The organism is Novosphingobium sp. (assembly GCF_036733805.1).
Lineage (GTDB): Bacteria > Pseudomonadota > Alphaproteobacteria > Sphingomonadales > Sphingomonadaceae > Novosphingobium.
Genome location: NZ_DAIMZT010000028.1, coordinates 15,894 through 38,584 on the forward strand (window position 1 = coordinate 15,894; position 22,691 = coordinate 38,584).

28 protein-coding genes and 1 other RNA gene are annotated in these 22,691 nt (G+C 62.5%); 18 read left to right on the forward strand and 11 right to left on the reverse strand.

The annotated features are described in order from the left end of the window. Positions 1-8 precede the first annotated feature (8 nt). The 6 genes from V7D69_RS08525 to V7D69_RS08550 all read left to right on the forward strand — a co-directional run bounded on the left by V7D69_RS08525 (position 9) and on the right by V7D69_RS08550 (position 3,356). Entirely contained in the window at positions 9-437 is a 429-nt protein-coding gene (locus tag V7D69_RS08525) for a hypothetical protein (RefSeq protein WP_333605575.1), read from the forward strand. Positions 438-513: 76 nt separating this feature from the next. Continuing rightward, positions 514-1,191, forward strand: a complete 678-nt coding sequence (gene gmk, locus V7D69_RS08530) for a guanylate kinase (protein WP_324061181.1) — start codon at positions 514-516, stop codon at positions 1,189-1,191. Between the two features lie 196 nt (positions 1,192-1,387). After that, a complete protein-coding gene (gene dapD, locus V7D69_RS08535) occupies positions 1,388-2,221 on the forward strand; it encodes a 2,3,4,5-tetrahydropyridine-2,6-dicarboxylate N-succinyltransferase (RefSeq protein WP_333605576.1) in 834 nt (277 codons plus the stop codon). A 101-nt stretch (positions 2,222-2,322) separates the two neighbouring features. Beyond that, a complete protein-coding gene (locus V7D69_RS08540; protein WP_324061183.1) occupies positions 2,323-2,547 on the forward strand; it encodes a hypothetical protein in 225 nt (74 codons plus the stop codon). Continuing rightward, positions 2,547-3,053 (forward strand): DUF1810 domain-containing protein, encoded by a 507-nt coding sequence (locus tag V7D69_RS08545; protein WP_333605577.1) that lies wholly within the window; start codon positions 2,547-2,549, stop codon positions 3,051-3,053. The genes V7D69_RS08540 and V7D69_RS08545 overlap by 1 nt, the downstream gene beginning before the upstream one ends. A gap of 102 nt (positions 3,054-3,155) precedes the next feature. Beyond that, complete coding sequence (locus tag V7D69_RS08550) at positions 3,156-3,356, forward strand: hypothetical protein (protein WP_324061185.1); 201 nt, start codon at positions 3,156-3,158, stop codon at positions 3,354-3,356. Between the two features lie 97 nt (positions 3,357-3,453). Here the strand turns inward: V7D69_RS08550 and V7D69_RS08555 are convergent, their stop codons facing one another. Then, positions 3,454-4,857: a porin gene (locus V7D69_RS08555; protein ID WP_333605578.1), complete on the reverse strand. Its 1,404-nt coding sequence runs from the start codon at positions 4,855-4,857 to the stop codon at positions 3,454-3,456. Between the two features lie 233 nt (positions 4,858-5,090). Between V7D69_RS08555 and V7D69_RS08560 the strand changes: the two genes are divergently transcribed. Continuing rightward, positions 5,091-7,970: a M16 family metallopeptidase gene (locus tag V7D69_RS08560; protein WP_333605579.1), complete on the forward strand. Its 2,880-nt coding sequence runs from the start codon at positions 5,091-5,093 to the stop codon at positions 7,968-7,970. 8 nt (positions 7,971-7,978) lie between these two features. Next, positions 7,979-8,281 (forward strand): hypothetical protein, encoded by a 303-nt coding sequence (locus tag V7D69_RS08565; RefSeq protein ID WP_324064780.1) that lies wholly within the window; start codon positions 7,979-7,981, stop codon positions 8,279-8,281. 28 nt (positions 8,282-8,309) lie between these two features. On the opposite strand, the gene hslU is transcribed toward V7D69_RS08565, so the two are convergent. From hslU to V7D69_RS08580, 3 genes are all read right to left on the reverse strand, one after another. Beyond that, a complete protein-coding gene (gene hslU, locus V7D69_RS08570; protein WP_333605580.1) occupies positions 8,310-9,611 on the reverse strand; it encodes an ATP-dependent protease ATPase subunit HslU in 1,302 nt (433 codons plus the stop codon). An 89-nt stretch (positions 9,612-9,700) separates the two neighbouring features. Beyond that, positions 9,701-10,261 carry an ATP-dependent protease subunit HslV gene (gene hslV, locus V7D69_RS08575; RefSeq protein WP_324064787.1) on the reverse strand — a complete coding sequence of 187 codons (561 nt, stop codon included), beginning with the start codon at positions 10,259-10,261 and terminating at the stop codon, positions 9,701-9,703. A gap of 66 nt (positions 10,262-10,327) precedes the next feature. Continuing rightward, positions 10,328-10,822 carry an outer membrane protein assembly factor BamE gene (locus V7D69_RS08580; protein ID WP_324064782.1) on the reverse strand — a complete coding sequence of 165 codons (495 nt, stop codon included), beginning with the start codon at positions 10,820-10,822 and terminating at the stop codon, positions 10,328-10,330. A gap of 156 nt (positions 10,823-10,978) precedes the next feature. Between V7D69_RS08580 and V7D69_RS08585 the strand changes: the two genes are divergently transcribed. Together V7D69_RS08585 and V7D69_RS08590 are read left to right on the forward strand one after the other, a co-directional pair. Then, positions 10,979-11,506, forward strand: coding sequence for a ubiquinol-cytochrome C chaperone family protein (locus V7D69_RS08585; RefSeq protein ID WP_324064783.1), 528 nt, complete (start codon positions 10,979-10,981; stop codon positions 11,504-11,506). Next, positions 11,503-12,024 (forward strand): YceD family protein, encoded by a 522-nt coding sequence (locus V7D69_RS08590; protein WP_324064784.1) that lies wholly within the window; start codon positions 11,503-11,505, stop codon positions 12,022-12,024. Before V7D69_RS08585 ends, V7D69_RS08590 begins: the two co-directional genes overlap by 4 nt. A gap of 35 nt (positions 12,025-12,059) precedes the next feature. On the opposite strand, the gene ssb is transcribed toward V7D69_RS08590, so the two are convergent. The 5 genes from ssb to V7D69_RS08615 all read right to left on the reverse strand — a co-directional run bounded on the left by ssb (position 12,060) and on the right by V7D69_RS08615 (position 16,211). Then, a complete protein-coding gene (ssb, locus tag V7D69_RS08595) occupies positions 12,060-12,584 on the reverse strand; it encodes a single-stranded DNA-binding protein (RefSeq protein ID WP_333605581.1) in 525 nt (174 codons plus the stop codon). A gap of 80 nt (positions 12,585-12,664) precedes the next feature. Continuing rightward, positions 12,665-14,509 (reverse strand): ferrous iron transporter B, encoded by a 1,845-nt coding sequence (gene feoB / locus V7D69_RS08600; RefSeq protein ID WP_333605582.1) that lies wholly within the window; start codon positions 14,507-14,509, stop codon positions 12,665-12,667. Further along, entirely contained in the window at positions 14,506-14,760 is a 255-nt protein-coding gene (locus V7D69_RS08605; RefSeq protein WP_324062703.1) for a FeoA family protein, read from the reverse strand. Before V7D69_RS08605 ends, feoB begins: the two co-directional genes overlap by 4 nt. Before the next feature lie 141 nt (positions 14,761-14,901). Next, a complete protein-coding gene (locus V7D69_RS08610) occupies positions 14,902-15,555 on the reverse strand; it encodes a COQ9 family protein (RefSeq protein WP_333605583.1) in 654 nt (217 codons plus the stop codon). 11 nt (positions 15,556-15,566) lie between these two features. Then, on the reverse strand, positions 15,567-16,211 hold the full coding sequence (locus V7D69_RS08615; RefSeq protein WP_324062699.1) for an ankyrin repeat domain-containing protein: 645 nt from the start codon (positions 16,209-16,211) through the stop codon (positions 15,567-15,569). A 77-nt stretch (positions 16,212-16,288) separates the two neighbouring features. On the opposite strand from V7D69_RS08615, the gene V7D69_RS08620 reads away from it, so the two are divergent. Genes V7D69_RS08620 through V7D69_RS08645 form a run of 6 tightly spaced genes read left to right on the forward strand, consistent with a single transcriptional unit; the run spans position 16,289 to position 20,201 of the window. After that, complete coding sequence (locus tag V7D69_RS08620; protein WP_324062697.1) at positions 16,289-16,900, forward strand: SCO family protein; 612 nt, start codon at positions 16,289-16,291, stop codon at positions 16,898-16,900. Then, entirely contained in the window at positions 16,888-17,376 is a 489-nt protein-coding gene (locus tag V7D69_RS08625) for a YcgN family cysteine cluster protein (RefSeq protein WP_324062695.1), read from the forward strand. Before V7D69_RS08620 ends, V7D69_RS08625 begins: the two co-directional genes overlap by 13 nt. Then, positions 17,366-18,106, forward strand: a complete 741-nt coding sequence (locus tag V7D69_RS08630) for a M48 family metallopeptidase (protein ID WP_333605584.1) — start codon at positions 17,366-17,368, stop codon at positions 18,104-18,106. Before V7D69_RS08625 ends, V7D69_RS08630 begins: the two co-directional genes overlap by 11 nt. Positions 18,107-18,139: 33 nt before the next feature. After that, positions 18,140-18,622 carry a hypothetical protein gene (locus tag V7D69_RS08635; protein WP_333605585.1) on the forward strand — a complete coding sequence of 161 codons (483 nt, stop codon included), beginning with the start codon at positions 18,140-18,142 and terminating at the stop codon, positions 18,620-18,622. After that, positions 18,619-19,593 (forward strand): bifunctional diaminohydroxyphosphoribosylaminopyrimidine deaminase/5-amino-6-(5-phosphoribosylamino)uracil reductase RibD, encoded by a 975-nt coding sequence (gene ribD, locus V7D69_RS08640; RefSeq protein WP_333605586.1) that lies wholly within the window; start codon positions 18,619-18,621, stop codon positions 19,591-19,593. Before V7D69_RS08635 ends, ribD begins: the two co-directional genes overlap by 4 nt. Then, the gene (locus V7D69_RS08645; protein ID WP_333605587.1) at positions 19,578-20,201 is read left to right on the forward strand and encodes a riboflavin synthase; all 624 of its coding nucleotides are present in this window, start codon (positions 19,578-19,580) and stop codon (positions 20,199-20,201) included. Before ribD ends, V7D69_RS08645 begins: the two co-directional genes overlap by 16 nt. 92 nt (positions 20,202-20,293) lie before the next feature. On the opposite strand, the gene ssrA is transcribed toward V7D69_RS08645, so the two are convergent. Continuing rightward, positions 20,294-20,637: a transfer-messenger RNA gene (gene ssrA / locus V7D69_RS08650) on the reverse strand. 6 nt (positions 20,638-20,643) lie between these two features. Next, positions 20,644-21,108, reverse strand: coding sequence for a large conductance mechanosensitive channel protein MscL (gene mscL / locus V7D69_RS08655; RefSeq protein ID WP_324062685.1), 465 nt, complete (start codon positions 21,106-21,108; stop codon positions 20,644-20,646). A 166-nt stretch (positions 21,109-21,274) separates the two neighbouring features. Here mscL and V7D69_RS08660 point away from each other — a divergent pair, with 166 nt between their 5' ends. Then, positions 21,275-21,880 (forward strand): LemA family protein, encoded by a 606-nt coding sequence (locus V7D69_RS08660; RefSeq protein ID WP_333605588.1) that lies wholly within the window; start codon positions 21,275-21,277, stop codon positions 21,878-21,880. Between the two features lie 5 nt (positions 21,881-21,885). Continuing rightward, positions 21,886-22,662, forward strand: coding sequence for a TPM domain-containing protein (locus tag V7D69_RS08665; protein WP_442947048.1), 777 nt, complete (start codon positions 21,886-21,888; stop codon positions 22,660-22,662). Positions 22,663-22,691: the final 29 nt, after the last annotated feature.

The window sequence follows — 22,691 nt, forward strand, 5'->3', positions numbered from 1 at the left end:
GACTGGCGATGGTCTCGAAAGACTTGCCGGACGATGGGCATGCGGTGGTAGCGAAAGGCAAATCCCCCAGCGGGAAGAAGGCCGCCCCGCGGGACGACGAAATCCACGGCCCCAGCCCAAATGCCGCCACTAATCTGGCCATAGCCGACATTGCATTGCGCGGAGGGGCTGCCCTGGTGCGGCACACCATCGAACGAGCGGTTCTGGGCAAAAAGTACGGTCCACGAAAGGCCGCGAAAGTCATCAAAGGCCGCTCTCTCAAGGAATCCTTGCTTCACGGCGCTCTGGCGCGCGTGGCGCTGCGCTCCGTTCCTGGCGCGATCGTCGTCGGCGGCGTTCTGGTGGCCAAGACCCTCTATGATCGCAGCAAGGCGCGCGAGGCCCGGCGCAAGGGTGAGGCGACCCTTAACGAAATGGGCGGAAAAGGCGAAAGCTAAGCCGGCAGCACCGATTTCCCCCGATCAGGTGTGGACCGGGTTGATTTGATCGGTCGGGAAGGCCATCGGAAGGGGTATGCCCAAGTCCGCACCTTTGCCCGCACAGCCGCCAGCATCCAGTGGCGCCCTCGCCCGGCGGGGCCTGATGTTCATCATGTCGTCGCCGTCGGGGGCGGGCAAGACCACGATCTCGCGCATGTTGATCGAACATGATCGGCACATTTGCATGTCGGTCTCCGTTACTACGCGCCCGCCCCGAGCCGGGGAGATCGACGGGAAGGACTATCATTTCGTCAGCCAGGCCGAGTTCGACCGCATGGTGAAAGACGAAGAGTTCCTGGAATGGGCGCAAGTCTTCGGCCATTGTTACGGCACGCCCAAGGCGCAAGTAAAAGCCGGCCTGAAGGAAGGGCAGGACTATCTCTTCGATATCGACTGGCAGGGAACGCAACAACTTTACCAGAAGCTCGAACGAGATGTCGTGCGTGTCTTCCTGCTGCCGCCCAGCATTGAAGAGCTACGCCGCCGCCTGACCGGTCGCGGCACGGACAGCGTCGAAGTGATCGCCGGACGCATGGAGCGGGCCCGTTCGGAGATCAGCCACTGGGACGGCTACGACTATGTCGTGGTGAATGACGACATTGGGGCTTGCTTTGAAAAGGTCACTGAGATTCTCGCCGCCGAACGGATGCGGCGCGCGCGCCAGACCGGCCTGATCGGCTTCGTTCGCGAACTCATGCGGCCTGAGGACTGATGCAGATTATAACCTAATAGGTTATTTTTACTTGACATCGCCACGCCCCTCGGGTACAGACTTGTGAACGTCGCGAAAACGGGCATTTTCCCGAGAACATCGGAAATGGCCGATCGCCCCTTCCTCTTGTCCTTCATGCCGCGCCGCGATAGGCGCGCCGGTACGAAACCGACTCTTTTCCGGAGACCTTGCAGCAATGTCCGAACTCGAAACCGCGATCGAAGCCGCGTTTGATGCGCGCGACACCGTCACGCCCGCCAGCGATGATGTGCGCAGGATCGTGGAGGAAGCCCTGGACCTGCTCGATGCTGGCAAAGCCCGCGTGGCAGAGAAGGTGGACGGCGAATGGGTGGTCAACCAATGGCTGAAAAAGGCCGTGCTGCTCAGCTTCCGGCTCAATGACAACGGCCTGATGGAATATGGCTCGGCCGGCGCGCCGGCGTTCGACAAAGTGCCTCTCAAGTTTTCGGACTGGGACGAGGCGAAATTCCGCGAAGCGGGCATCCGCGTCGTGCCCGGTGCGGTTGTGCGTCGCAGCGCGCACATCGCCAGGGGCGCGGTGGTGATGCCCAGCTTCGTGAATCTGGGCGCTTACGTGGGCGAAGGCACGATGGTCGACACTTGGGCCACGGTCGGCTCCTGCGCCCAGATTGGTCACCACGTTCACATCTCGGGCGGCGCGGGCATCGGCGGCGTGCTTGAACCGCTGCAGGCCGGCCCGGTCATCATCGAGGACAACTGCTTCATCGGCGCCCGTTCCGAAGTGGCGGAAGGCGTCATCGTTGGCGAGGGCGCGGTGCTTTCGATGGGCGTGTTCCTTGGCGCTTCGACCAAGATCGTCGATCGTGCCACCGGTCAGGTCCACATCGGCCGCGTGCCGCCTTATTCCGTGGTCGTTCCGGGGACGATGCCCGGCAAGCCTCTGCCCGATGGCACGCCCGGTCCGTCGCTTTATTGCGCGGTGATCGTCAAGACCGTTGATGCTCAGACCCGCTCCAAGACCGGGGTCAACGAACTTCTGCGCGACTGAGGAGCACGAGGGCGGACCGGCGGGGCGGAACCGCCCTGCGCGGCGATGCGTTTGTTTTCGACAGCAAGGGCCAAGAGACCGTCAGCTGTCGGAGACACGCCATGGAAAAACGTGGACCGGAAGTCCACCTGGACCAGGACGAAGCGCGCGCGGGCTCGACCCCAAGGGTCGTACGCTATGTGCTACTAATAAGCTTCACGCTGGCGATCATCGCGCTCTCGATGATCTGGATCGTCGGCGCTGCCAACCGTTCCGGCGAAAACGGCGGCCATGCCGACACCGAAGGAGCCGTGCAGGAAAATCGTGATCGGGGGGAAAGCCGCTAATGGCCCCCGTCCCCACGCCTTTCCCCCAAGCTTCCGATTGCGAAGGCTCCGGCCTTCAAAGCACCGATCTCGACCGCTTCGTGAAAGCGCAGCGCGACGTTTATTCCCGCGCATTGGGCGAGATCGAGGCTGGAGCCAAACAGAGCCACTGGATGTGGTTCATATTTCCGCAACTGGCTGGCCTCGGCCAAAGCCCCATGGCGCGCTGTTATGCCATCAACGGGTTGGGAGAAGCGCGCAATTACCTTTCCCATTCGCTTCTGGGATCCCGGCTGGCCGAATGCACGGACAGGATGCTGGGATGGGCAGGAAAGCGCAGCGCAACAGCTATTCTTGGTGAGGTTGACGCCCTGAAATTCCGAAGCTCGATGACCTTGTTCCAACTAGCCGCGCCCGATGGCTCCTTGCGCGAACGCTTCACGCATGCGTTGGACGCATTCTGCCAAGGCCGTCTCGATGAGCGCACCTTGCACTTGCTGCATCTTAAGGGCGCGGCTGGAACATAGTAACCGGCCCCGGCGGGAACTTTTGGCAGTTTCATGCGTTTCCCGTAAACCCGGTCTACATGCTGCCGGTCCACCGGCTTCCGGGTGTTTGGGAGAGCCATAATGTGGCGTATCGGTGAAGAGGTTCATCTCGACGCGGATGAGGCGCGTGGGGGGACCACGCTTAATGTCGTGAGATATGTCCTGTTGACCAGCTTGGTTCTGGCTGTTCTTGCCATGTCCGCGATCTGGATCGGACGAGCGCTGTCCGATCGACCGGCCCACGAACCGGTCACTGCGGAAGAACACGCGCTGGGCGGCTGATCCGCCCAGCGGGTTTGTGATTGTCATAGGCGATTCGATCGCGAACCGCCGAGCCGGTTGTGCGGCTTGGCTTCCCGCTCATAGGCGGACGCGCAAATCAGAAGTCCAGCTGCGCGCGCATCCCCATGGTATCGAAGCCGTAATCGCCGCTGCCGTTGGCAAGCACAGGCGCGTCGCGTACCCAGCCGTGCCCGTAATCAACGATGAAATGCACATATTCCGTGGGCATCCAGATCGCCGATATGGCGGCGGTCCGCTGACGCCCGCCGTGAATCCCGGCGTCGGTCAGATCAAGCCATTCATAGCGGCCATTGACCTGAATGGCGCCGATCCCGCCTTTGTCGAAACCGTGTTTTGGCCTGATGCGTTCATAAAGGCCCGCGCGATAAGCGGTCGGGTCATCGGTCAGCAGGTAACCCACTTCCGCATAGCCGCCATAAAACGTGGGGTCTTTGAAACCGACGCGCCGAACGGTCTGCCAGTAATTTTCGGCGGTCGCGTGAAACCGGCCATTGATATAGGCCGCTTCAAGGCCAAGCCCCAATTCCTCCTTGGCGCCAGACACATTGGCGCTGAGGAAGCGCAGATCGGTTGTGTGAGCGAAGGGACGCGTCTGATATTTGACGGAGGTGATGGAGGAACCGAGTTCCCGCAGGTGCGCCGAACCGCCGAAATGAAGCGTTCCGCCCGCCAGCTTCGGCATCGCAACCAACCGACCGTCGACGCTCCACGACCTGTTGTTGTCTACGCCCAGGGCAACGGGATCATCTGCAAACACGCCCAGTTGCGCGACCACCGTCTTACCCGTGTATTGAGCGTCAAAGCCCACCCGCCGCTCAAAGCCGAATGCCTGTGAAAAGCTGGATCGCTCGAGGAAGCTGGTGAAAAGATCTGAAGTCAACTCCTCCAGACCCCAGGCCGGCTTCTGATTACCCAGCACCAAAGTCACGTTCTTACCGGCTTTGTAGGTAAGGTACATGTCATTGATGGTGACGATCGAATCGGCAAAGTTGATTTCCGCGCGATACCCGAAACCGCCCGGCATCGTGCCGTCGAAGCCGAGGTACAGGCGGCGGAACTCGACGCTGGTGCCCAGTTCCGCCTTCTGCGCCGCGGTCAGGCCCGATGGTCCTTCGACACGGCCCACGTCCAGCTGAATGCGCCCGCGCGGCTTGAAGCTCCAGCCGTTATCCCCGGTAAGTTCCGGCGCGCCTTTCCATGCGACCTGCACCGGCGGGGCCTTGTTCGCGGTCTTCTGAGCCTCGGCAGCGGTCTGCGTTGCGCTTTGCGCGACTTGCGTTGCGGCGTCGGCCTTGACCTTGGCAGTGGCGAGTTCAGCCTCAAGCGTATCTATACGCTGCGACATAGCCTGCATCTGCGCACGCATCGCGGCAAGTTCCTGTTGCATGGCGTCCGCATCGGCCGCGCTCGCCTGAGTCGGCAGCGCCCATCCCAGAGCCGCGGCCAGCGCGACCGTGGATATCCTTAGACTGTTCCTCACTCCTGGTTCCTCCATGAACCTTCAATTACGTTTAAAAGACGCTCATATGACAATTATATTTCTTTTATATGACATTCCGGACTGGAGTCGGCGGGTTCCGCCAGATCGGCATGGATAATATCTCTAACCGCTCGCCGAAACCCTCAGCTTTGGGTGACGATGGAAACGCGGCAGACCGTTTCACCTCCAACCAATCTCTGGCCAGCGGCACACAACCTGCTAAACCACTGGCCATGCGATCGTTTTCCGTATCGAGCGTCACAGCTCTCGCCGTGATTCTTCTCTTCTGCGCCGGTCCGGCAACATTTGCAGCGTCGCCGCCGGTGCCGGAAACGCAAGCGGTCCAGCCCGCGACGCCACAGGAATTGGTCCGGCAGGTCGATATTCCCTATGAAAAGTTCGTCCTGCCCAACGGCTTGACCACGATCGTTCATACCGACCGCAAGGCGCCCATCGTGGCGGTCACGCTTTACTACAAGGTCGGATCGAAGAACGAGCCGCGCGCTCGCACCGGCTTTGCGCATTTATATGAGCATCTGTTTTTCGGAGGCTCGGCCAATGTCCCCAGCTTCGACATTCCGTTGGAAGCCGCAGGATCGACACCGACTAATGGTTCGACCTGGTACGACCGCACGAATTACATCGAAACCGTTCCCGCCGGGGCGCTGGACCTGGCACTGTTCATGGAAAGCGACCGCATGGGCTGGCTGCTCCCGGCGGTCACTCAAGACAAGCTCGACAAGCAGCGCGGCGTTGTTCAAAACGAAAAGCGGCAAGGCGACAACCAGCCTTACGGTTTGGCCGAATATGCCGTTTCGGAAGGGTTGTTTCCGGTCGGGCATCCTTACCGCCACTCCACGATAGGTTCGATGGCGGACCTCGACGCGGCAACGCTGGGAGACGTCCGCAAGTGGTTTGCCGATCACTACGGCCCCAACAACGTCGTTCTCGTGCTTTCAGGGGATATCGACGTCGCAGCCGCCCGCCCGAAGGTGGAGAAGTGGTTCGGAACAATCCCCCGCGGACCGGAAGTGCAACCGGTCGCCGCCGGCCCGGTCACGCTTTCCGCACCTCTATCGCGAGACATGACGGATCGGGTTCCGGTGCTGCGCCTCTCCCGCGAATGGAGCGGCCCCGGCCTGAATGACGTGGACGCGCCGGCGCTGGAAATCGGCATGCGCATTCTGGGCGGCCTGGCCAGCTCACGACTGGACAACGCGCTGGTGCGTGGCAGCGAACTGGCCGTCTCAGTCACCGCCGCAGCGCAGATATACCAGCAGGTCAGCGTGCTCGAAGCGACGATGGCGGTGAAACCGGGCGTCGAACGCACCAAGGCCGAGGCGGCATTCGACAAAGTGCTTGCGGATTTCATCACGCAAGGCCCCACCCAGGATGAAGTGCAACGCGCCGTTGTTAGCACGCTGTCGGGAGAGATCGGAGGGCTGGAACGCGTTGGCGGTTTTGACGGCAAGGGCGCCACCCTGGCCGAGGGCGAAGTCTATTCGCACGATCCGGCGAAATACAAGCGCGACCTTGCCGCCATGGCCGCGCTGACGCCGGCACAAGTCCAGGCGGCGGTGCGCAAATGGCTCTCGCGCCCGGTGTACAAGCTTGCGGTGGTGCCTGGCGAGCGGACCGAGAGCGGCAACGGCATGGGTGGCTGGGGCAATGAAGCGGGCCGCCCGGCTCCCGCCGACACGCATGTAAAAGCCCCGCCACTGGCGGCCGCGCCAAAGCGAACGGCGCCGCCTGTCGCGCCGGTGCCGGACCTGAAGTTGCCCGCTATCGAACGCACCACGCTTTCCAACGGCATTCCCGTTACGCTCGCCCGCCGTACCGCCGTGCCCAAGCTGACGCTCGCAATCGATTTCGACGCCGGCCATGCCGCTGACGCGCTCGATACGCCGGGTACTCAGCAATTGATGCTCTCAACCCTCGAGGAAGGAACCACCTCACGCAACGCGACGCAGATCGCCGAGGAGGAAGAGCGCCTGGGCGCTGCGATCAGCATGGATGCCTCGGTCGACACCAGCAGTGTCGTGATGAGCGCGCTGACGGCCAATCTGGAGCCTTCGTTGGCGCTCACGGCCGATCTCGTCCTGCACCCGGCCTTCGCTGACGCCGACGTGGCGCGGGTGAAGGGGCAGGCGCTGGCCGCGCTGGCGCAGGTCCAGTCCTCGCCCAATGAACTGGCCCAGCGCGCGCTGGAAGCGGAAGTCTTCGGTTCGCATCCCTATGCCCTGCCCTCTGACGGGCTCGGCAGTGCGGAAACGCTCAAGGCCCTAACCCCTGCCGCCCTTCACGCCGCACACGACAAGTGGCTGCGCCCTGACCTGGCGCGCATCACGGTGGTGGGTGACGTGACCATGGACCAACTCAAGCCGCTGTTGGAAAAAGCGTTCGGCAACTGGAAGGCTCCGGCAAGCGCGGCTCCGGCAAAGCCGATCACCACCCCGGTGCCGCCAGCGCGCAGCCGCATCGTCCTGATCGACCGGCCCAATTCCCCGCAATCAGTGATCGTGGCCGGGCGCGTCTTGCCGCTGACCGGACGCACGCGCGGGACCGAGCCGCTGACGCTGGCTAACAACGTTGTCGGCAACGACTTCCTCTCCCGTCTCAATCTCGACATCCGTGAGGAGAAAGGCTGGAGCTACGGCGTGCGCAGCAACGTCAGCCAGGCGACGGGCCCCTGCCTGCTGCAATTGCACGCCCCCGTGCAGGCCGACCGCACCGCCGATGCAATCCGGGCGATGATCGCCGACATGGCCGCGTTCCCCCAAACCAGACCGGTGACGCCGGAGGAACTCCAGCGCGTGACAGAAGGCGCGATCCGTGCGCTGCCTAACGCCTTCGAAACCAACGAGGCGGTACTGGCGGCGATCCGCAAGAACGATCGCCTGGGCCGCCCGGAAAACTATTACGAGCAATTAGCGACCACTTATCGCGCCATTGACGCCCAAGCCATCGGCGCAGCGGCGCGGCAGTATCTTCAGCCCACCGATCTCACCTATATCGTCGTGGGCGACCGCAAGATCGTTGAACCACAGCTTCGCGCGCTCGGCATGCCGCTCGAAGTGCGCGAAGCGCCGGCGGGCGCCGAAGACCAGGAGTAATCGGCCATATGCCTCTTGCCGGAACCTATGACTGCGTTACTCAGACGCCACTCGGCCCTCAAAAGGGCGTATTGACCATCATTGTCGACGACGAGGCATCTTTTACCGGCCACATTGCGGGCGATCTTGGCGCAATGGAGATCAAAGCCGGCCGGATCAGCGGCAACACGCTGAGCTGGCAGATGAAGATGACCATGCCGATGCCCATGAACCTCGATTGCATCGCGACAATCGACGGTGACAAGCTGACCGGAACGGTCAGGGCGGGCATGTTCGGCGCGATGGAACTGATGGGAACGCGGCGGAATTGAAGGCATCCCGCCGAACCGGACCTCGGCTTTACAAGATGTATTTCGAAAGATCGGCGTTGCTTGCCAGCCCTTGGAGCTTTTCAAGCACATAAGCCTGGTCGATCGTCACCATCTCGCCGATACGGTCTTCCGCTTCGAAGCTAAGCTCTTCAAGCAGCTTTTCCATCACCGTCTGCAAGCGGCGAGCGCCGATGTTCTCGATGCTTTCGTTTACTTGCGCCGCGATCCGCGCCACTTCACGGATGGCGTCGGACGTGATGTCCACTGTCACATCCTCCGCCCCGAGCAACGCCTTATACTGCGTGACGAGGTTGGCTCGCGTCTCCGAGAGAATGCGCACGAAATCCTCTTCGGTCAAAGCCTTCAACTCAACCCGGATCGGCAAGCGGCCCTGCAATTCGGGAAGCAGATCGGCGGGCTTAGCTACGTGAAATGCGCCGCTGGCTATGAACAGCACGTGGTCCGTCTTCATCGGCCCATATTTGGTCGCCACCGTCGTCCCTTCGATGAGCGGCAGCAGGTCCCGCTGCACCCCCTCGCGTGACACAGAGCCGCCGCGCACGTCGGAAACGGCGATCTTGTCGATCTCGTCAAGGAAGACGATGCCGTTCGTCTCCGCGTTCTGAAGAGCGACGCGGGCGACATCGTCCTGGTCCATCCGCTTTTCCGACTCTTCGTCGACCAGCTTGTCCCATGCGTCCGGCACTTTCATCTTGCGGCGCTTCATCCGGGGGCCACCGAAGGCTTTGCCCATGATGTCGGACAAGTTAATCATTCCGACCGAGCCGCCCATGCCGGGTATCTCCATCGGCGCGGTGGGACTGTCCTCCACTTCGATCTCAACCTCAGTCTCATTCATCGCATTTTCGACGATGCGCTGATGAAAGGCAGCCCGAGTGGCCTCCGAAGCCCCCTCGCCAACCAGAGCGTTAAGGAGGCGATCCATCGCCGCCTTGCTGGCGGCTTCCCGCACGGCTTCGCGGCGGCGGTCCTTTTCCAGGCGGATTGCCTCCTCAACCAGATCGCGAGCGATCTGCTCCACATCGCGGCCGACATAGCCGACTTCGGTGAACTTGGTCGCTTCGACCTTGACGAAGGGTGCCTCCGCCAGCTTCGCGAGGCGGCGGCTGATTTCGGTCTTGCCGCAACCCGTGGGGCCGATCATCAGGATGTTTTTGGGCGTCACTTCATCCCGCAGATCAAGCGGCAGGCGCTGACGGCGCCACCTATTGCGCAGCGCCACGGCAACGGCCTTCTTGGCCTCAGCCTGGCCGACGATATGTTCGTCAAGCGCGCGAACAATGGCCTTGGGAGTGAGATTGTCGTTCATACCAATTCCAAATATCCGTTCCTGCCAAGCCTTTCGCGCGCCTTCTTGCGGCAGTCGAAGGGCTTGGCAGGAATGGAATCAAGCGAAAGTCAAACTGTTTCGACCGTAACGCGATCGTTCGTGAACACGCAGATATCCGCCGCGACCTGCATCGCCTTGCGGGCGATGGTCTCGGCATCATCCTCATAAGCGTCAAGGGCGCGAGCGGCGGCCAGAGCGTAGTTCCCTCCAGAGCCGATCGCGGCGATGCCGCCTTCGGGCTCCAGCACGTCACCATTGCCGGTAAGCACCAGCAAGGTGTCCGTGTCCGCGACGATCATCAGCGCTTCGAGATTGCGCAGGTACTTGTCGGTACGCCAGTCCTTGGCGAGTTCCACGGCCGCGCGCATAAGCTGGCCGCGATATTGCTCCAGCTTACGCTCCAGCCGCTCGAACAGGGTAAAGGCATCAGCGGTAGCTCCGGCAAAACCAGCGATGACCTGCTCCCCCTCACCGATGCGACGCACCTTGCGCGCGTTCGGCTTCATCACCGTATTGCCCATGGAAACCTGGCCGTCACCGGCGATGACAGTCTTGCCGCCCTTCTTGACGCCGATGATGGTAGTGCCGTGCCACTGGATAAGGCCGTGGCTCGCCCCGTCATTATTCATGCGGGGCATATATGCCGCGTCCGGTCATGTTCAAGCCATGACCGCTAACCACTTAATCGTATGCCGTCAGCTTCCGTTCGGCCCCGGACCGGTCGGCGCCTGAGTGCCACCCATGCCGCCCGCCCCCACGGCGCCGATATTTCCGAATAGATCCTCGAGCAACCCACGCTTGCGACCCAGCGTCGGCGTTTTGTTCCCCTCAGGACTGATCCGCGCGACCTGCTCCATGCCGCGCTTATCCACGGCGGCCACATTGCCGTTCGCATCGAAGCGCACACGCAGAATCGTTTCCTGCGTGGTGCGCGGGCGGTTGAAGGCCGGTGTCTTCACCGTCTGCGAGACGTAGTAGTAATCCTGCTGCCCGAACTGACTTACGAAAGTGGGACGGCCCAACGTCTTTTCCACCGACATCCGGTTGTCGATGCCGGGCTGGATCGAATCGAGCAGAGTCTGGTCGATCAGGTAACCCCGATGATCGCGGATCGAGGAGCAGCCACCGGCCAGGACCGCCAGCGCCACCGCCATGCCCGCCGCCCTGATCTTGGGACCAACCTTGCGCATTTTCACACTCCAAGCCCGCCGGATACCACTGCGCCATTGCCAGCCGGTATTCGTGCCATATATCGCCCTTGGCCTTAAGGCCCAGCAAGCGCCCGCGCAATGGGCGTTGGCCAGGATCGATTGAATTGCCGCTGAACGAAAAGGCTCTTATCCCCGATGTCTCTGATCTCCCGCATTCTCGGCAAGCCCCGTCACTCTCGTGAGGAGGTCCGTCCCCTCTGGCGCCGCGTGGTGGAGATCGCGCGCGAGAAACCATGGTATGCGGATTGCGGGGTGGCCGACACCGTGCCGGGCCGTTTCGACGCGGTGACCATGGTGCTCGCGCTCGTCATGCTACGGATGGAACGCGACAAAAATGATGATGACACGCTGATCGAACCTTCGGCACGGCTGATCGAGCTGTTTGTTGACGACATGGACGGCCAGCTTCGGCAGTCCGGTATCGGCGACCTTGTCGTGGGCAAGCATATCGGCAAGCTGATGAGCGTGCTGGGGGGGCGGATCGGCGCGCTGCGCGACGCTCTGCGGCAGGACGACGCGGCGCTGGTTGCGGCGCTGGAGCGCAATGTGACTTTGACCGAGCACGCTGACAAAGCCCGCCTTGCCGCCGAAGTACGCCGCCTGCATGGTCAGATCGACGTGCTTTCGAACGAAGACATGCTAGGCGCGAGGATAGAGCGATGAGCACGCCCGAATTATCCCGCTTGTTCGATGTGCGCCAGGTCGAAGGCAAGCAGCCCCATCTGGAAGCTACGGAACTCGAACGCACTGCGCTGGCTACGCGTTTCGGCCTGGTGCGTATCGACAGTCTTGTGGCCGATCTCGATCTTGCCCGGCATGACCGCACGGTGGAAGCTCGCGGACGCCTGAAGGCGAAGATTATCCAATCGTGCGCCGTATCGGCGGACGACCTGCCGGTCTCAATCGACGAAGAACTGTTCTTTCGTTTCGTGCCCGCAAAGACCTCTCGCGTGCCGGACGAGGAAGTGGAAATCAATGCCGACGATTGCGACGAAATCGAATATGCCGGCACCCATTTTGATCTGGGCGAAGCGGTGGCGCAAAGCCTCGGACTTGCCATCGATCCCTATCTCACCGGCCCTGGAGCCGATGCCGCCCGCGCAGCGGCGGGGATCGGCGCGCCGGAAGATCACGGCCCATTCGCGACGCTCAAAGGACTGAAGCGAGAAAACGACGGATAGCCGGTACGGCGCGAAAACGTGATCCGGCTGCCCGGTCAGAACGGGATATCGTCGTCCAGATCGTCACCAAAACTGCCGGACGAAGCACCGCCGGTGCGGCCCCAATCATCGCCGCCCGAACGACCGCCGACAGAGGCGCCGCCTTCGTTCCAACCGCCGCCGCGCTGACCGCTGCTGGAGCCGCCGCCAGAACCGCCGCCGCTGCCGGGAGCCCCATCGAGCATAGTCAGCACACCGCCCATGCCACCGACCGAAATCTCGGTGGTATAGCGGTCATTGCCGCTCTGGTCCTGCCACTTGCGCGTGCGAAGCTGACCCTCGATGTAGACCTTGCTGCCTTTGCGCAGATAGCGCTCGGCCACGCCGACCAAGCCGTCCGACTGCAGCACCACGCTATGCCATTCGGTGCGCTCCTTGCGCTCCCCGGTCTGGCGGTCCTTCCAGGTTTCGGACGTGGCGATGCGCAAGTTGGCGATGCGCCCGCCGTTCTGGAACGACTTGACCTCGGGGTCGGCCCCCAGGTTGCCGACGAGAATGACCTTGTTGACGCTGCCTGCCATCGGGAATCGCTTTCTTCTGAATTCTTGCGAAACGGATTAGCGAACGGCGTCACCGGGAGCGAGTCCGGTCAGCCGGTTTTCTACAGCCCCGCCGCCGCCGCGATCCAGTATGTCAGGCCCGCCGCAAGATAAGCCAGGCCGAACAGATAAGCGAGCATGAATGCCGGCCATTTCCAACCGTTCGTCTCGCGCCGCGTGACCGCGATCGTCGACATACATTGTGGCGCGAAGACGAACCACGCCAGGAACGCCAACGCCATCGGCAGCGTCCACCGGTGCCTGAGTTGGTTGCCCAGTTGCGTTGCGCGCTGCACGTCGTCCTTGGGCGCGTCGACGGCGTAAGTCGTCGCCAGCGAAGAGACCGCGACCTCGCGCGCGGCCATGGCGGGGATCAGCGCCAGCGCCATGTCGCGATTGAAACCGATCGGCTCCACCACCACTGCAAGGCCATTGGCGATATGCCCCGCGATCGAAGCGTCAACCTGGCTCTGGCCAGGTTTCGCCTGCGGGAAATTGAGAAAAACCCAAAGCACCACGGCAACCGTGAAGATGATCGTGCCGGCCCGGCGCAGAAAGATCCAGGCACGCTGCCACAGGCCGATCGCCAGATCCTTAACGCGCGGAAGCTGGTACTTCGGCAATTCCATGATAAAACCGGACGCCGCGCCTTTCGTGACGGAGCGTCGCAGAACCGTGGCCACCACCATCGCGCCGACCACTCCGGCCACATAAAGCGCGAAAAGCACGAGCCCCTGAAGGCCGATCCCGCCCCCCACGTTAGTGTTGGGAATGAACGCGGCGATAATGACGGCATAGACCGGCAGACGCGCGGAGCAGGTCATCATCGGCGCGATCAGGATCGTCGTCAGCCGATCCTTGGAATCAGTGATCGAGCGGGTCGCCATGATCCCCGGAATCGCGCAGGCGAAGCTGGAAAGCAGCGGGATGAAACTGCGGCCGGACAGACCCACGCGGGCCATCATGCGATCCATCAGGAAAGCGGCGCGAGCCATGTAGCCCGAAGCCTCCATGGCCAGGATGAAGAAGAACAGGATCACGATCTGCGGCAGGAACACCACCACCGAGCCCACGCCCGAGATGACGCCATCCGTGATGAGATCGCGCAGCATCCCGCCGGGCAATGTCGCTTTCACGCCGTCATGCAGCCAGGTCACCCCAGCGTCGAGCGCGTCGGCAAACGGCGTGGCCCACGCGAACACGGCCTGGAACACCACGAACAGCAGCGCCAGAAGAATCACCGGTCCGGCCCAGGGGTTAAGCAGCAGGCGGTCCAGCCGGGCATGGAGGCGATGACGCTTCGATTCGGACAGGATCGCCGCATCCGCCATGGCGTGCGCCGCGACTCTCCGCTCTGTCGGTCCCAGGTCCGTGAGGCCGGGTCCGGCATCGCGCATTTCGGCTGAGGCGATCGCCTCACCCAGTTCCGCAAGGCCGCGCCGCCGGACCGCGACGGTGGGAATTACTCTGACACCTAGTTCTTCCTCCAATACGGCGGAGTCGAGCACGAGCCCGTCACGCTCGGCCAGGTCCACCATATTGAGCGCGATGACGGTAGGCTTGCCAAGCGCCAGCACTTCCTGCGCGAAAACGAGGTGTTGCTCCAGGTTGGAAGCGTCAAGCACCACCACCAGCACATCGGGAATCGCCTCGCCGGGAAAGGCGCCGCGAATGACCTTCGAAGTCACTTCCTCATCGGGGCTGGTGGGATCGAGGCCATAGGCGCCAGGCAGATCGGTCATCTCCACCGGTTCGCCGGTAGGCAACACGAAGCGGCCGGACTTGCGCTCGACAGTGACGCCCGGATAATTCGCAATCTTCTGCCGGGCGCCGGTCAACGCATTGAACAGCGCGCTTTTACCGGCATTGGGATTGCCGACAAGCGCGACCTTGCGCTGACGGCTCACGCGCCGGCCCCTTGCAGCATCTCCACTTTCATCGCGGCGGCATGCGCACGCCGCACCGCGACCGTCATGCGACCCACAGTGATCGCCATGGGATCTTTGCCCCACAGCACGCCGCGGTGAGAAACCGCCACGCGCGCGCCCTCCTCAAGCCCCAGAGCGCGCAGACGACGCCCCTCTTCGGGAACCAGGGCCGGCCAGTCGACCGCAACGATGCGGGCGCTGTGACCGATAGGAAGCACGTCAAGAGTCATGAAAACAGCGCTGCCAGATTGCGAGATCATTTGCAACTGGTTCGCAATAACTTTCAGCGCATGTCATTGTCACAAATCAAATTGCATGGCCGGAGTGAAAAATCGCGACAATCCGTCGGTCGACAGCAATCGGTTAGCTCATCAGCGGGCCGGATAGCGCAGACGCCCCAGCAACCGCGCCACACTGAAACGCTCGTCCGGTTTGCGCAGGAGTTGCGCCTTGGCCTTTTCAAAGCGGATAATCCCCTCGATCCGACGATCCAGGAAGGCGCGGGTGTCCGCTTTACCCTCGCTGGTGTCGCGCGCGAAGACGTTCAGCGTGGCGGCGTAGATGCCAGCCAGGATCGCACGCTTGGTATAGTGGTTGTAATCGGTCGCAGTATCCCCAGAGAGGCGCCACATCGCATCCGCGCTGCGCCAGCCCAGCCTCGCGGAGGCGGCGAGGTGTTGAGGCATCGCCATGACCGCCAGCGCCCGCGTGAGCGCCTCTTCCCGGCCCGTCGCGGCGTCAAGGCGAGCCATAACCAGCCGGCGGATGCGTTCGCGCACGGGCAAGCCGGCCAGCGAAGCGGCCAGCACCGCGGTCGCCATCTGCGCATCGATGTGATCGATCCAGGCGGAGATCATCGCCATGGCTCCGTCGCGAAATGCAAAGGCGGCAAGGGCACAGTCCGTGCCCGTCGCGGCGGCAGCCTGCGCGACCGCTTCTTTGCTCCAACCGTCGAAAGCGGCGGCATCGGCAATCGCCGGGGCCAGTTGCATCCGCAGCGCATCAAGAATGGCGGGGTCTTTCATGAATCGCGCTTTCAGAAGGTTGGCCCGTAAACCGGCTTGGAGGATTTCGACGCCCCCTTCTTTGCGTAAGCATCGATGGTCGAAAGCAGGCTGCTGCCCTCTCCCTCCACTTTCGCATAATCGCGAGCGCTCCGGCCGGAATTGTCGGAACGATCGGGATCGGCGCCGGCCTGAAGCAGGATCTTCATCAATTGCAGATCCCGCCGATGCACCGCCGAGATCAGCGGCGTTTCACCCGCATCGTTGGAGATACCCGTCTGCGCTCCGTGTTCGACGAGGAACTCGGCCCCTTCGCGCCAGCCGAGATTGACCGCGAGCTGCAGGGGGGTAAGCCCATGGTCATCGCCCTGGTTCACGTTGGCACCGTGCCCCACAAGATAATCGAGCCATGTCATGTCTCGCCGCTGCGTGACAATGTGCAACGCGGTCTGCCCGGTCGAAACGTCGCGCGCATTGATGATTTGCGCGGAATCCATGATCGCCTGCTCGACCTTGTCCCCCTCCTTCTTCTTGACCGATTCGAGAAACTTGTATCCTGCAGAAAAGTCGGCGCGGGCCGGAGAAGAGAGCAGGAGCGCAACGGCAAGTGCGGGAACGGCGATCTTCAGGGCCGCCCGCGAAATGGCCAGTACGTTCCCGATCGTGATCTTGGACACCTTGAAATTCCTCCGAACTCTGTTGATTTTCCGGGCGGTTCCCCAGCCACGCCTTGCATGGCGGCGTTTAGCAGAGCATGAACCGGCACGCCATGACATACCTGCGCCGTTTGACTGTACCTGCCCTCCTCGTCTTGGGCTTGAGCCTGACCGCTTGCCAGCAGCAACCGCAGCGCGAAAGGCCGCCACTGGAAGGCGCGAGGATCGGCGGCCCTTTCACGTTGACCGACAGGAACGGCAGGACCGTCACCTGGGACCAGTTCAAGGGCCACTGGCGCATTGTCTATTTCGGCTACACATTCTGTCCCGACGCCTGCCCGCTGGACGTGCAAGCGATGATGCGCGGGTTCAATCAGTTCAACAAAGAACATGCCGGCCTTGCAGCCAAAGTGCAGCCGATTTTCATCTCGATCGACCCTCAGCGCGACACGCCCGAGATTATCGGACAATGGACCGCCGCCTTCGGACCGCGCCTGCTGGGCCTGACCGGCACCCCGGCGCAAGTAAAGCGGGCAGCCGATGCTTTCGCGGTTTATTATAGGCGGGGCGCCGACTCTGCGGGAGGATACCTGATGGATCACAGCCGCATCGCTTACTTAATGGATCCGAACGGCAAGCCGGTGTCCATGCTGCCGGTCGATAAAGGTCCCGATGCTGTCGCGGCGGAACTGGTGAAATGGGTGAAATAAAGCCATTCTGGGAGCGGCCGCTCTCATCGTTGAACCGGAAGGAATGGGAAGCGCTGTGCGATGGCTGCGGCCAGTGCTGCCTGCATAAGGTAGAAGATGCCGATACCGGCGAAATCTATCACACTAACGTGGCGTGCAAGCTGCTGAACCTGAAGACAGCGCGCTGCAGCGACTATGCGCATCGCCGAAAGTTCGTGCCCGATTGCCTGCGGTTGACGCCTGAGAACGCCGGCTCGCTTTCTTGGCTTCCGCCCAGTTGCGCTTATCGCCTTCGTTCTGAGGGGGATCCCCTACCCGACTGGCACTATCTTGTCTGCGGCGATCGCGAAGCAGTGCATCGGGCCGGCATATCAGTTGCCGGAAAGGCCGTCAGCGAAACTGTGGCCGGACCGCTCGAACATCATATCGTCTGGCCTTACGGCGAAGAGGACGAAGCGGAGTTCGAAGATCACCATGCCTCCGGGGATGCGAACTGACAACGTGCTCGGCTGGCTGCACCGCGATCCTCACTGGGAACCCACGGTGGAAGTCGCCGGGCGGGCTTTGCCGGTCATCGTACGCCGCCTCGATCGTGCCCGCCGGATGACGATGCGGCTGGCGCCTGATGGGAGCGAAGTAAGGATCTCAATCCCGCGCTGGGGCCGCACGGTTGAGGCGCTGGCCTTTGCGCAATCCCGTCGCGACTGGCTGACACGGCAGGTCCAGGCGCTGCCGGCCTTCACCCCCTTGTCGCCCGGATCGCTGCTGTCGTTCCGGGGCGAGCCTCTCCACCTCATCCACGATCCGAAACGCGCGCGCCGGCCGAAAGTAACCGAAGGCGCGCTTCATGTGGGCGGCCCTGAAACCTCGCTCGCGCAGCGCGTGGCGCGCTGGCTGCAAGCGGAGGCGCTGAGCAGCCTCGATGCAGATCTGACGGAATATTGTGCCCGCGCCGAACAGGCGAGGCCGGCATTGGCGCTATCCAATGCGCGCCGCCGCTGGGGCTCATGCGCATCGAACGGTTCCATCCGGATCAACTGGCGACTTATCATGGCGCCCGATTTCGTCCGCCGCTCCGTGGTGGCGCATGAGGTGGCTCATCTCATTCACTTCGATCATTCGCCGGCCTTTCACCAATGCCTGAACGAATTGTTCGAAGGCTCGATCCACGAAGCAAATCGCTGGTTGAAGATGCACGGGCGCGAACTCCATCACCCATTCGGCTAGCGCTTGACCCGGCATGCGCCTACATAACGCGCCATGGCCCTATTCAAGCGCTCTGGTTACTGGAAAGACGTCAATCCTCGCGGGATGATTGCGGACTTCATGGAAGTCTGGAAGCAGGCCGGGCATAACCGCTGGCGGTTCGCGGCGCTGGCCGGCGCCTGCACTTTCGGCGTATTCTACCTGATGAGCACGCAGGAAGCAAAAGGACCGCATCCCCCACCCAAGGTGATCTACATCTCGACGCTGCCCGCCCATCGCACTGACGCGGAAATTATGGCCGAGAACATCGCCAACCAGAAGCGCAAGGACGCCTGGGAAGCGGAACAGGCCAAGCGCGAGGAAGACGTGCGGAACATCTACAAGACGATCGGCCGCATGTCGGGCATGGATGTTGACAAAATCGCGCGTGAAGGGGACGCGGATCGCGCCGCCGCCGCGAGGGCGCAGAATGAACGGGCGCGACAGGCGCTTCAGGCAGGGCGCACGGCGTCTGCACCGGACCAGCCCCCCCGGTGAGCGAGGATGCGCGCTGGCTGGCAGCAGCAGCAGCCGTCGCCGCGCGCGCGCGGCCGCTGAGCCGCCCCAATCCGGCGGTGGGAGCCCTCCTTGTCAAGGATGGTCTCGTCATAGCTCGCGGCTGGACGCAACCGGGCGGCCGCCCTCACGCCGAAGCGGCGGCCTTGCGGGCGGCTGGAAAGACCGCGCGCGGCGCCACGCTTTATGTCACGCTCGAACCCTGCGCGCACCAGTCCGACCGCGGCCCTGCCTGCGCGGATCTCATCTGCCGCTCGGGCCTTGCACGTGTCGTGATCGGCTGCATGGACCCGGACCCCCGCACTGCCGGCAGTGGTCTCGAACGTATTCGCAGCGCTGGCATTGATGCAGAATATCGGCCTTCCGTTGCCTGTGAGGCCAGCTTGTCAGGTTATCTCGCCAAGAAACGCCTTGGCCGCCCCGAAGTTACGCTCAAGCTGGCCATGTCGCTTGACGGCTGTATCGCTCTGGCGAACGGCAAGAGCCAGTGGATCACCGGCCCGCAGGCGCGCGCGCACACCCATGCCATGCGCGCGAAGGCGGACGCGATCCTTGTTGGCGGCGGCACTCTGCGCGCGGATAGCCCCCGCCTTGACGTGCGTTTGCCTGGGCTGGCCGAACGTAGTCCCGAACGCTGGGTCCTGACTGGCGGTCAAGCGCCGGAGGGCTGGCGGGCGCTCCCCTCCCCCCAGGCGATCGCCGCGATGGAAGGGGCGCAGTACCTTTTTGTGGAGGGTGGCGCCGGCACCGCCACCGCTTTTCTCGCGGCTGGCCTTGTCGACCGCCTGCTGATCTACCGTGCGCCGATCCTCATCGGCGGCCGCCCCGCCCTAGGCGACTTCGGCCTCCTCTCGTTGTCTGAAGCGCATGGGAAATGGCGCATGACCGAGCGACGGCAGCTTGGCAGTGACACGCTCGAAGTCTACGAGGCAATTCCATGTTCACTGGAATAGTCACTGCCATCGGCACCATCCACGAAACGCACAGGACCGGCGACTTGCGCGCCGTGATCGCTTGCCCGTTCGATCCGGCCGGCATCGCCATCGGCGCCTCGATCGCCTGTTCCGGCACGTGCCTGACAGTGATCGACAAGGGCGGAGCGGCCGGTGACGCATGGTTCGCGGCGGACATTTCCGATGAAACGGTCACGCGAACGGTTCCCGGCCGCTGGACAGTGGACACCCAGCTCAATCTCGAACCAGCGCTCAAGCTGGGCGAGGAACTGGGCGGCCATATCGTAACCGGCCATGTTGACGGCGTAGGCAAGGTACAGCTTGTGACACCGCAGGGCGCCTCTCGAAACATCGTCTTCGCCGCGTCCTGCGAATTGGCGCCTTACCTCGCACCCAAGGGTTCGATCACGGTTGATGGGGTCTCGCTCACAGTCAATGAAGTGACTGACCAACCAGACGGGACCTGCCGTTTCTCGGTCAACATCATCCCTCACACAGCCGAGGTAACGACGCTCGGTTCCTTGAAAAAGGGCAGCGAAGTAAATCTGGAGATTGACGTTCTGGCCCGCTACCTGCGCCGAATGCAGGCTTTGCAGGCTGCGCCTTGATCCCGCGCCGATCCGCGTTGCGAGGCGTGCGGCGATCTGGGGAACCGATGGAAAGTGGGGTGATTCTGTTGCCAGGCTCACCCCGGGCCCCTGGAATCCGCTTCTGTTGACCGGTGGGTCCAACCGCGTTCTAGCTTTGTAACTTCAGGGCGTTAGCCCCTAGAATTACGCGGCGAGAGCAAGTGCTTCGTTGTCGTTGGCACTTATGAGTTTTGAGCCTTTAACGGGTTACTCAGCCCGGACGAAAACACCGCTTTTCAACACACGTCGATCCTAGTTCGGCCCCATCATCACCCCCGCGACAACGGGTTTGGTGGTGGAGCCGCCGGGTACCGCCCCCGGGTCCGCTGCGTCTATTGCACGGCGCAGTTTATCGTCATAGCCGGCCGAAACCGGCAGGTGCCCATATAGGGCTTCGATCATGAATGTGAAGTGAGCGCGTTCACGCCCCGTGCTGCTTGCGCAGTTCGTCCAGAATTGCGCGCAAGGTATCGAGTTGGGGGTCTGCAGGCGCCTTGGCGGCTTCCTCCGGCTCCTGCTTCTTTCTTTCCACTTCGTCGACCAGCCTATTGACCGACCGCACCAGCAGGAACAGCACCAGCGCGATGATGAGGAAATTGACGAGCTGCGTGATGAGTTCGCCATAACCGATCATCGCTACACCCGCCGCCTTGAGAGCAGCGTAGTCCGTGGGAAGACCTTTGTAATCGGCCGGAACCGGGCCGAGGCGGATGAAGTATCTCGAAAAATCCATGCTGCCGAATGCCCAGCCGATCACCGGCATGATGATGTTTTCAGTCAGCGCTGTAACGATCTTCCCGAAGGCGGCACCGATCATCACACCCACCGCCAGGTCAAGCACGTTGCCACGAGCGATGAACTTCTTGAATTCGTCAAACAATGTCATGTCTTGCCCCCTCGCGGATTGCCCGTTCTTTTTGCACAGACATAGTTCCAGCACAAAACGATTGTTGATGTTCCCGGGGCCGCGCCTGGTTGATCGGTTGGGAAGGCACGCTATCTATCCTGCGGAGGCGCTTGGTCCGGCAAGCGTCAAGAGGAGGATCAGGTTCATGACCCTGTCGCTTGCCGCCCGCAAGGGCCGCGCCGTCATTGCCCTGCTGGCGGCGCTTTCACTTGCCGCTTGCGGTTTCAACTCGGTGCCTACCAAGCAGGAAGTCGCCAAGGCTAAGTGGGCTGACGTGCAGGCCGCGTTCCAGGAACGTGCCAACCTCGTTCCCAATCTGGCCGCTGTCGCCAAAGGCGCGGCGACGCAGGAGAAAGCCATCCTCACGGGTGTGATGGATGCCCGCGCCAAGGCCACCTCTATCCAGGTCAATGCCGAGGATCTGAACGACCCCGCCAAGATGCAGCAATATGCCGCCGCACAGGGGCAGCTTTCAATGGGCCTGGGCCGGCTGCTGGCCAGCGTGGAAGCTTACCCCGAGTTGAAGTCCATCACCAATTACCAGATGCTGCAGAGCCAGCTTGAAGGCCAGGAAAACCGCATCCGCATCTCCATCCGTGATTACAACGCGGCGGTGCAGGACTATAACACCGAAGTGCGCACATTCCCCACAATGATTGGCGCGCGACTGCGGGGCGCGGAGCCGCTGGTGCCTTACAAGTCTGTCACGCCGGGCGCGGAAGTGGCGCCCAGCCTCGAAGGAAAGATCTGATTCCCGTGCTGCGGCCCTTCGCGCCCTTCCTCCTTGCGTTCTGCGCGTTGTTCGCGGGGCCATCGGCGGCATGGGCGCAGGACTTCCCAAAGCTGACCGGGCGCGTGGTCGATGCCGCGAACATCATTCCAGACGACGAGGAAGCGCGCCTAACGCAAAAGCTCGCCGCGCTGGAGCAGCAATCGCGCCGCCAGCTAGTCGTGGCGACGATCCCGGACCTGCAGGGTTATGACATCGAAGACTATGGCTATCGCCTGGGCCGTGCCTGGGGCATCGGTCAGAAAGGCGATAACAACGGCGCCCTGCTGATCGTCGCACCGCACGAACGCAAGGTCCGCATCGAAGTCGGCTATGGTCTTGAACCGGTTTTGACTGACGGGATGAGCTTCCTCATCATCAGCCATGACATACTGCCCCGCTTCAAGGCGGGCGACATGGCAGGCGGGATCGAAGCGGGGACGGACGCGATCATCAAACAGCTGACCCTGCCTCCAGAGGAAGCGCAGAAAATCGCGGCGCAGGCGGATCAGCAGCAGCGCGACCAGGGCGATGACCTGTCGTTCGGGCATGTGATCTTCATCCTGTTCATCATTTTCTTCTTCATACTGCCCATTTTCCGAGCAGCCCGAGGTGGCCAGCGATATGGCATCGGCGGCCCTATCATCTGGATGCCCGGCGGGTTCGGCGGTGGTGACCGTGGCGGCGGCTGGGGCGGCGGAGGCGGCGGCTTTTCCGGCGGCGGCGGCAGTTTCGGCGGCGGCGGATCAAGCGGGAGCTGGTGACATGGCGGAACCAAATTATCTCTCGGACG

Excerpts from the sequence above, each read along its gene's own strand:
- V7D69_RS08560 (WP_333605579.1), top strand. The coding sequence starts at position 5,091 with ATGCGATCGTTTTCCGTATCGAGCGTCACAGCTCTCGCCGTGATTCTT.
- dapD (WP_333605576.1), top strand. The coding sequence starts at position 1,388 with ATGTCCGAACTCGAAACCGCGATCGAAGCCGCGTTTGATGCGCGCGAC.
- V7D69_RS08635 (WP_333605585.1), top strand. The coding sequence starts at position 18,140 with ATGGCCCTATTCAAGCGCTCTGGTTACTGGAAAGACGTCAATCCTCGC.
- ssb (WP_333605581.1), bottom strand. The coding sequence starts at position 12,584 with ATGGCAGGCAGCGTCAACAAGGTCATTCTCGTCGGCAACCTGGGGGCC.
- V7D69_RS08645 (WP_333605587.1), top strand. The coding sequence starts at position 19,578 with ATGTTCACTGGAATAGTCACTGCCATCGGCACCATCCACGAAACGCAC.
- V7D69_RS08550 (WP_324061185.1), top strand. The coding sequence starts at position 3,156 with ATGTGGCGTATCGGTGAAGAGGTTCATCTCGACGCGGATGAGGCGCGT.
- V7D69_RS08580 (WP_324064782.1), bottom strand. The coding sequence starts at position 10,822 with ATGCGCAAGGTTGGTCCCAAGATCAGGGCGGCGGGCATGGCGGTGGCG.
- V7D69_RS08585 (WP_324064783.1), top strand. The coding sequence starts at position 10,979 with ATGTCTCTGATCTCCCGCATTCTCGGCAAGCCCCGTCACTCTCGTGAG.
- mscL (WP_324062685.1), bottom strand. The coding sequence starts at position 21,108 with ATGACATTGTTTGACGAATTCAAGAAGTTCATCGCTCGTGGCAACGTG.
- V7D69_RS08660 (WP_333605588.1), top strand. The coding sequence starts at position 21,275 with ATGACCCTGTCGCTTGCCGCCCGCAAGGGCCGCGCCGTCATTGCCCTG.
- V7D69_RS08565 (WP_324064780.1), top strand. The coding sequence starts at position 7,979 with ATGCCTCTTGCCGGAACCTATGACTGCGTTACTCAGACGCCACTCGGC.
- V7D69_RS08625 (WP_324062695.1), top strand. The coding sequence starts at position 16,888 with ATGGGTGAAATAAAGCCATTCTGGGAGCGGCCGCTCTCATCGTTGAAC.
- V7D69_RS08540 (WP_324061183.1), top strand. The coding sequence starts at position 2,323 with ATGGAAAAACGTGGACCGGAAGTCCACCTGGACCAGGACGAAGCGCGC.
- V7D69_RS08590 (WP_324064784.1), top strand. The coding sequence starts at position 11,503 with ATGAGCACGCCCGAATTATCCCGCTTGTTCGATGTGCGCCAGGTCGAA.
- V7D69_RS08545 (WP_333605577.1), top strand. The coding sequence starts at position 2,547 with ATGGCCCCCGTCCCCACGCCTTTCCCCCAAGCTTCCGATTGCGAAGGC.
- gmk (WP_324061181.1), top strand. The coding sequence starts at position 514 with ATGCCCAAGTCCGCACCTTTGCCCGCACAGCCGCCAGCATCCAGTGGC.
- V7D69_RS08605 (WP_324062703.1), bottom strand. The coding sequence starts at position 14,760 with ATGACTCTTGACGTGCTTCCTATCGGTCACAGCGCCCGCATCGTTGCG.
- V7D69_RS08630 (WP_333605584.1), top strand. The coding sequence starts at position 17,366 with ATGCGAACTGACAACGTGCTCGGCTGGCTGCACCGCGATCCTCACTGG.
- V7D69_RS08620 (WP_324062697.1), top strand. The coding sequence starts at position 16,289 with ATGAACCGGCACGCCATGACATACCTGCGCCGTTTGACTGTACCTGCC.
- V7D69_RS08525 (WP_333605575.1), top strand. The coding sequence starts at position 9 with ATGGTCTCGAAAGACTTGCCGGACGATGGGCATGCGGTGGTAGCGAAA.
- hslU (WP_333605580.1), bottom strand. The coding sequence starts at position 9,611 with ATGAACGACAATCTCACTCCCAAGGCCATTGTTCGCGCGCTTGACGAA.
- V7D69_RS08610 (WP_333605583.1), bottom strand. The coding sequence starts at position 15,555 with ATGAAAGACCCCGCCATTCTTGATGCGCTGCGGATGCAACTGGCCCCG.
- hslV (WP_324064787.1), bottom strand. The coding sequence starts at position 10,261 with ATGAATAATGACGGGGCGAGCCACGGCCTTATCCAGTGGCACGGCACT.